At 71.9% G+C, this 7,553-nt stretch carries 5 protein-coding genes and 3 pseudogenes; 3 read left to right on the top strand and 5 right to left on the bottom strand.

The annotated features are described in order from the left end of the window. Window positions 1-449 (top strand): annotated as a pseudogene (locus ACY45C_RS01565) (ATPase); the annotation flags it as partial. Between the two features lie 312 nt (window positions 450-761). Continuing rightward, complete coding sequence (locus ACY45C_RS01560; RefSeq protein WP_462185894.1) at window positions 762-962, top strand: hypothetical protein; 201 nt, start codon at window positions 762-764, stop codon at window positions 960-962. Window positions 963-996: 34 nt separating this feature from the next. Here the strand turns inward: ACY45C_RS01560 and ACY45C_RS01555 are convergent, their stop codons facing one another. Then, entirely contained in the window at window positions 997-1,236 is a 240-nt protein-coding gene (locus ACY45C_RS01555; protein WP_462185893.1) for a GNAT family N-acetyltransferase, read from the bottom strand. Window positions 1,237-1,250: 14 nt separating this feature from the next. On the opposite strand from ACY45C_RS01555, the pseudogene ACY45C_RS01550 reads away from it, so the two are divergent. After that, window positions 1,251-1,793: pseudogene (locus ACY45C_RS01550) on the top strand (NUDIX domain-containing protein). A gap of 160 nt (window positions 1,794-1,953) precedes the next feature. On the opposite strand, the pseudogene ACY45C_RS01545 reads toward ACY45C_RS01550, so the two are convergent. The 4 genes and pseudogenes from ACY45C_RS01545 to ACY45C_RS01530 all read right to left on the bottom strand — a co-directional run. After that, window positions 1,954-2,568, bottom strand: a pseudogene (locus ACY45C_RS01545) (aminoacyl--tRNA ligase-related protein); the annotation flags it as partial. Between the two features lie 92 nt (window positions 2,569-2,660). Continuing rightward, a complete protein-coding gene (locus ACY45C_RS01540; protein WP_462185892.1) occupies window positions 2,661-3,332 on the bottom strand; it encodes a hypothetical protein in 672 nt (223 codons plus the stop codon). Beyond that, on the bottom strand, window positions 3,260-5,233 hold the full coding sequence (locus ACY45C_RS01535) for a hypothetical protein (RefSeq protein WP_462185891.1): 1,974 nt from the start codon (window positions 5,231-5,233) through the stop codon (window positions 3,260-3,262). Before ACY45C_RS01535 ends, ACY45C_RS01540 begins: the two co-directional genes overlap by 73 nt. Next, window positions 5,230-7,553, bottom strand: a 2,324-nt coding sequence (locus ACY45C_RS01530) for a hypothetical protein (RefSeq protein ID WP_462185890.1), incomplete at its 5' end; no start/stop codon positions are given. The genes ACY45C_RS01535 and ACY45C_RS01530, both read right to left, overlap by 4 nt.

Below are 7,553 nucleotides of genomic sequence, written 5' to 3'. Positions count from 1 at the left end.
TGCAGGGCCGGCTGCTGATCTGCGCGACCAACGCGGTCTCGGCGCTGGATCCCGCGTTCATCCGGCCCGGCCGGTTCGATCTCGTCCTCCCTGTCGGGCCGCCGGACGCCAAGGGGCGCCGGGTGCTGCTCGAAGGGCTGCTGGACCGGGTCGCGAACAAGGGGGACATCGATCTGGACGCCGTCGTCGCGGCCACCGACCTGTTCACGCCGGCCGATCTCTCGGCGGTCGTGCAGCGATCCGCCGCCGCCGCCTTCCACCGGGCCGCCGACGGGGCGAAGGTCGGCGCCGGGGCGGGAGCGGAGAGCGGCGGGGGCGGCCACGGCCCGGTGGTAACCCCGTTGAGCACGCAGGACCTGCTGGATGCCGCCCGGCTGGCCCGGCCGACGATCAGTCTTACCGAGCTGGACCGCTTCCGTCGTGACGCGGAGGCCTTCACCCGGATCTGACTTGCCCCGCCCCGGCAGGGACGACCTGCACCGGATCCGGATCCGGTGTTGATAACTTTGATTTTTCGGTATAGAAAAGCATTTCCTGACCCGAGGACGAGACGCGGCACGAGAGAGTGCTCGACGAGACGAAAACCGCAGCGATCTTCCAAAACGATCACAATGAGGTTTCGCCATGACCGACGGGAATCGCAATCTCTACGTAGTCGCCTGCGGTGGCGGGTACCCCGCCGGGGACCTTCCCGCCTTCGTCAAGGAGTCGAAATGAAATAACTTGCGCGTTTCGAACCCTCCACAGGCCTGTGACCTGCGATGATGCTCTCGATCACGTATTTGTTACTTCATTACGTCCCCAAGGCGGCTGCAGATCATGCTCGACGGAGAGTGGAGGTGCCGGCGCGATCCCCGCGTCCGTCGCCCGGTCTTAACGATCGGCCCGGCAGAGCCCTCCATCTCCCGGAAATGACGACTATGGCTGTCGGCGATGCTGTCAATCACACCATCGCAGGATAATGGCGACGAGGTCGGTGTCTGAACCACCTCGCTCTCACCCTGTCTCTACAGGAAAACCAGCGGCCCGCCGCAACTTGTCGCCTTCCAGTCGATAGAACGCCTTGCCCTCGAACACTGGCACGCCCAACTCGACATAGAAGCGATGGGCGTCCTGGCTGGTGGCTTCAGTCTGCCACTCCACACGGCTGCAATCGTGCTTCATGGCAAGCTCAAAAAGCGCGTGCATGAGTTGCTTCCCGACACCCTCACGCCGCGCCGCTTCAACCACGTACAATTCTTTGAGGAACAGTGACCGCGAGAGTCCGACAGCGGGCCGAGGCCGAGCGCGACGAGGTACAGCAGTTCGTCGTCGGCGCAGTTGTCCAGCACGACGGTAGGGTGCTACTTCTCCAACGTCCTGAGGACGATTTTATGGGCGGGATTTTCGAGCTGCCCAGCGGAAAAGTCGAGCCGGGTGAGGCGCTGGATTCGGCGCTTATCCGGAAGGTCGAGGAAGAAACCGGCCTGCACGTGACCGCCGTCCGCGATTACCTCGACAGTTTCGACTACGCATCAGGAAGTGGTAAGAAAAGCCGACAGTTCAACTTCGCCGTGGACGTGGCCAGCCCTGAGGAGTCGAAATGAAATAACTTACGCGTTTCGAACCCTCCACAGGCCTGTGACCTGCGATGATGCTCTCGATCACGTATTTGTTACTTCATTACGTCCCCTGAGCCGGTCGAACTTCAGGAACACGACGCCTACACCTGGACGCCACTCACCGAGGAACAGCCCGTGACGGACGCTGTGAAAGACGTGCTGAGTAAATACCGGGAGCTGCGCGGCGTGTAAATTTCAGCCCAGCCACAAAGAACGCGGCCCCATACTGATACTCGCCAATATGGGGCCGCTTGGTATGTCGACGCATGTCTATTGAGAACACCCGCGGGTCGGGCGCTCCCCCGCGCGTCGAGGCCAACCGGCGGGCAGCGGGCGGGCCACCGGGTGCCGGCTACGGGCGGACACCGGCCTCCCGGGGATTGGTCCATAGATCGGTGCCGTGCGCGCTTGTCAGGAGATCGATGCCGGCCAGGACTTCCGCGGCGGGCCGGGCCTCCAGGCGGCGCCCGTCCCGCAGCCGCAGGGAGACCCGCTCGTCGGCTGCCTCCCGGGCACCGATGATCGCCTGGTAGGGCACCAGACGAGCGGCCCGGACCCGCGCGCCCAGGGTGCCGCGCTCCGGACCGGCGACCTCGGCCCGCAGTCCCCGGTCGGCCGCCTGCCGGACCAGCGCGAGGGCGTGGGGTGCCTCGGCGTCGGAGATCGGAAGGACCACCAGCTGGACGGGCGCAAGCCATGGTGGAAAGGCACCGCCGTGCGACTCGATGAGGTGGGCCACGGCCCGCTCCACGCTGCCGATGACGCTGCGGTGGACCATGACCGGCCGGCGCATCGCGCCGTCCGGGCCCGCGTAGTGCAGATCGAACCGTTCTGGCTGATGGAAGTCGATCTGCACGGTGGACAGGGTGGCTTCACGGCCGGCGCTGTCGACGATCTGCACGTCGATCTTCGAGCCGTAGAAGGCCGCCTCCCCCTCCACGGCCTCGTAGGCCACCCCCGCCGCGGTGACAATTACGACAGCGGTGGCGGCGGCGTGAGTGACGGCGGCGTGAGTGACAGCGGCATGGGCGGGCGGGTAGCGGGCGGGGTGGCCGCGGGTCAGCGCGCGAGGATGCTCAGGATCTCGCTGACCGAACGTCCCCGCGCCGCGAGGGGATAGACGGTGATGGCCAGCCGGATGAGGTTGTCACCCCGGCGGCTGACGCCCGCGGCTGGGACGGGCCAGACCCGGTCCGTCGGGCCGGTCGCCTCCCAGGCAGCCTTGATCGCGGCGAGTGGGCCGGCGACGTCGCCACGCCGCCAGGCGTCGGCGGCCCGGGCGGCGACGTCGATGACGCCGGGACCGGCCGTGGCGACCGCGACCGCCGCCTCGGGACCCGCGGTCAGGATCCACGGCACGAGTCCCGGTGTCGGCTCGATCCGCTGCAGCAGCGAGATCATCGCCTGCGACCGGGGCCCGGTGATAATGGGCGCCGCCGGCGCCCCGTGCAGCGCGACCACGTCCACGGCGCCCGGATGTGCCTGCTCGACGCCGGCCAGGGCCCGGCGCACCGCGGGTTCCAGGTCGAGCGAGGCGAGTGTCACCAGCACGGCCACGGGTATCCGGGCGAGCAGCCCCCCGAGCGGCGCGAGCACCGGCCGGTCGGCCTCGGGTACCCGGCCGAGACACGCGGCCGCGGCAGCGGCCTCGGTCACCGCTATGCCGTGCTCCAGAGCCAGGCCGACCACGGCGACCGGGTCGTCCGTGGTGGCGGCGACGGCCAGATCCACCTCGTCCGCGCCCGCGGGCAGCAGGTCGGCGACCGCCAGCAACCAGGCCCGGGCGGGCGGGTCCAACGCGCCCAGCGCCGACACCAGGCGCGGCGCCCCGTGCAGCGCGGCGGCCACCCGCACCAGGCGGGCACCGCAGGTCGCGGCGACGGTAGCCGGGTCGAGCGCGACCAGCGACGCGACCTCCGCCGCGAAGGACGCGGACGAACCGGCAACCCGACCAGGCGAACCAGACGAACCAGACGAACCAGACGAACCAGACGAACCAGACGAACCAGATGGACCGGATGGACCGGATGGACCCGTGGTGGCCGGCCCCGCCGGACCGGTGGTGAGGGGTCCTGTGGGGTCCGGCTCGCCCCGGGCCGCGCGCGCCGCTTCGACGAGCAGCCGGGGCAGCGGCATCGTGCCCCAGTGAGCGGCCAGATAGGGCGCGGAGACACCCTCCAGCGAGGGGGCGCGGACTGCGCCCCGCGGCGCAGGACGCCCTCCGCGATCGCGGTGTCGAGCACGTCGGCCACGTCCTGCCCGGACATCCGGGCGAGCCGGACCAGCCAGTCGCGCGCCGCCCCGATCAGGCTGGCCCTGTTCAGGGTCTCGGCGAGCGGATGGATGCCCCAGCGCCGGGACAGGTACAGCCCGACGACGTCGTCGTCGAACAGGGCCACCGCCCACGCCGACATGCCCGGCCTGCCGAGCAGGTTCTCCTGGAAGGCGGTCTCGATCACCGTCGACGGGTCCGCCGCGACAAGCTCGGCGAACTGCGTGGTCCAGACGATGTCCTCGACGGCGAGGCATCGGACGATCTTCAGCAGGGTGTCGAGCGGCAGGACGCCCCACCGGGATCGCGCGAACGCGACGACGCGCGGATCGACCCACCAGACGGGATCGGGCGGCGGGTCAGCCTGGTGCAGGCCCGCCGTGACGGCCTCGTCGACGAGGCCGCCCGGATTCGCGCCGAGCGCGGCGCCGAAGGAACGCAGCCACTCCAGGTCGCCGTTCACCAGGACCCGGACCGTCGCCATGATGTCCCGCAGCGACCGTTCGTCCCAGCGTGCGGCGACGTAGCCGGCGATCAGCGGCGGCAGCGCCGCGTCCGTCGGCGAGGCCTCGCCGAGGATGCCCTCCGCGACGGCCCGGTCGATCGCGCTGGAGACCGGGACCGCGGCGGCGTCGGCCACCGCGCGCAGCCAGCCGACGCTCGACCGCGTCAGGTCCCGGGCCACGTCGAGCAACGCCACCAACGGCACCGCGGTCCACCGTTCGGTGAGGTAGGAGGCGACGTCCGCCTGGGACCAGTCGGATGGTGACGGTGGCCGCGCCTGGCCGAGCAGGCGCTGGGCAAGTGCCGCGTCGACCACCTCCGACACGGACACCCCGACCGTGACGGCCACCGAGCGGATCCAGAGCAGGTCACCCGCGGCCAGCACCCGCCCGAGCTCGATCAGCTCGGCGAGGCTCGTCGTCTCCCACCGTTCGGCGAGGCACCCGGCGATGTCGGGGTCCCACCGCGACGGCGGCACCGGACCCGGTCCGGCCAGGAGGTTCTCCTCGATCGCCCGGTCCCGCACCTCGTCGGCCGCCAGCCCGCCGGCAGCCGCGAGGGCCGCGCACCAGTCCGGCATCCAGTCCGACTCAGGGGCGACGACCGGGGTCTCGGCGAACGCGGCCCGCGGGTCCGCGACCGGGGCCGACACGTCCTCGGCGGAGGCGGTCGCGGCGGAGGCGGTCGCGCCCTCCACCACGCCACCGTCCGCGCCGCCATCCGGGCCGCCGTCCGGGCCGCCATCGAGCACGAACCGGCGGACCTCGTCCTCGGTGAGTCCGGGCACCGCCTCGGCGCCGGCCCGCGCGAGCAGCTCGATCCGGTGGACGATGCCGCTGCCGGGCCGCCCACTCACCGGGTTGGTTCCCCCCGCAGCACCTCGGGCGTCACCCGGGCACGTTCCGTGAGTTCCCGGATCAGATCGACGGGCAACAGCGGCGCGCACCGCACCACCGCCGGCGCCGCGCCGGCGACCGCGAGCGAGACAACCGCGTCGCGGTCGAGTCGGGGTGCCCGGGCCAGCACCTGCCCGGTCGCGGCCACCCGTTCGAGGGCCTCGGTCAGCTCGGTCAGACCGACCGCGGTGATCTGCCAGACGTCACCCCAGCAACCGGTGAGGACACCAGTCGCGGGCAGCGTCTCGGCGAGCAGCATCCGGCGGGTCTCCGGCCGGATCCGCTCCCGCATGACCAGCCGCATCACGTCGATGACGATCCGGCGCTCGGCCGGCAGCGGCCGCAGGACCGCCGCGAGCTCGTCGAGCATCTTCGCGCTGTCCCGGGCCGCCAGGACGCTCTGCTGCTCGGCGAGCTCCGCGGTGACCGTGACAATCAGGTCCGGCCGCCCGGCGAACGCCCGACCGATCTCCTGCAGCATCGTCATGATTGCGCTACGCCCACCGCGTTGCGGGCTGCCGGTGTCGGCCGCGAGGGCACTCTCGTCCGGGTTCACCAGCAGGTGCGCGAAGGCCGCGGCGAACAGCCGCCGGGCCGCGCTCTGCCCCGCCGTCGCTCCGATGCGCCTGCGCAGCCCCTGCAACGAGACGTCATCGACCAGCGGCAGGTCCCTCCAGGCGCGCGGAGCGTGGGCCTGGCCGTCCTCGTCGAGCAGCGGCAGCGCGAACTCCACCCGCTGGCCGGCGCTCGCCAGGGCGTTCGGTTCGGTCAGAGCCGCCGGGTCGACACCGAAGGCGATGATCCGGGCCGGATCGGGCACCGCGCCGTCCGGTGCCCGGTGCGCGGACCGCACGCGTCGCAGCGCAACCAGGGTCCGGGCGAGGTCGTCGGGCGGGCAGAGCAGCCAGCCGGAACCGCCGAGCAGGCCAGCCAGCGGGCTGGACAGGTCCGCGGCCTCGAAGGCGGCCACGCCGACCGCCGCCCGCCCGGACTGCAGGCTCGTCGCGAGGCGCACCGGCTCCGGGTTGACCCGGCGCTCGGCCGTCATGACCTCCGTCCCCGCCGGCGCGAACACTCCCCGCAGGCCCTTGGGATCGCCGCGCGGGGTGAGCGTCTCGTCGAAACGGCGCACCGTCACCGGGCGCTGCTCACCGGCCTGCAGGACGGTGGTGAGATCGACGTCGAACCCGGTGCCGGAACGCGGCACGAACACCCGGACGCCGTACCTGAGCTTCATCACGACGAACCGGGGGTCGACCCGGTCGACCGTGCCCAGGTACGTGCCGCCGACCAGGCCCCGCTCGAAGCGGGGGTTGCGGTCGCCGAACCCGCCACGGGCCGCGGCGTCGTGATGGTAGGCGATGATGACGTCGGAGGCGGCGAGACCCTCGGTGATCTTCGTGCGCCGCGCCGCGGCGGCCAGCGTCGTGAGCTCCTCCCGGAGCCGGCCGGGCTGCAGGTCGGCAACCCGGGCGTCGATCCCGCAGCCCCGCAGGTACCGGTCCACCGCCTGCTCGCGCGCCGCCCGCGATCCGCCCGTCACCGCACCGTAGGCGGTCGGCCGGCGGCCGGTGGACAACCACCCGATCAGCCGGGCCAACGCCCGGACCTGCGCTGCCCGCCACTCCTCCAGCGGGGCGTCCGGTGCCGGGATGTCGTCGCCGAGCAGTTCCACCGTGTCCTGGCTACGTTCGGACGCAGGCGGGATCACCCCCCGGGCCGGCGCGTACCCGTGGCGGCCGTACCCGACCAGCCGCAGCGATCCCCGGCAGTGCACGAGATGGTCCGGGCTGAGCTCGATGGGAACGACGCCGAGCTGGGTCGCGGCGTCGTCGAGCAGCGCGCCGAGCGGGGCGAGCATGTCCATGACGTCCGCGGGGGCGGCGAACTCACCGTTCGCGAGCTGCGCGGCCATGCTGTCGTCGCCGCGTTGCCGCTCGAGCGGGTCGGTGAGCGGGCCAGCCGCCCAGCTCGTGATGTAACCCGTGGGCGCCTCGTAACCCGTGGGCGCCCCGTCAGGGCCGTCGACGATGTCGAGCAGCAGGGGGGTCAGCGGGTTGCCGAGCGAGAGCAGCTCCATACCGACCCGTAGCGTCGACGGGCCGCCCGCGCCGGCCGTACGCAGGGCGCCGAAGCCCAGCCCGGCGAGGCTGACCAGGCGTACCCGGCAGTCGGCCCCGGCGCCGCGGATCCGCCGGGGCATCTCCCGCCAGGTCCGGCCGCTGCGGCCCACGACCGCCGGACGCTGGTCCGCCGCTTCCCCCGCTTCCCCCGCTTCCC

Source organism: Frankia sp. CcWB2 (assembly GCF_977927585.1).
The sequence above is the reverse complement of the archived record's forward strand: the minus strand, read 5'-3'. Positions and strand labels throughout refer to the sequence as shown.

Coding starts and splice junctions, on each gene's coding strand:
- ACY45C_RS01560 (WP_462185894.1), top strand. CDS start 762: ATGATGCTCTCGATCACGTATTTGTTACTTCATTACGTCCCCAAGGCG.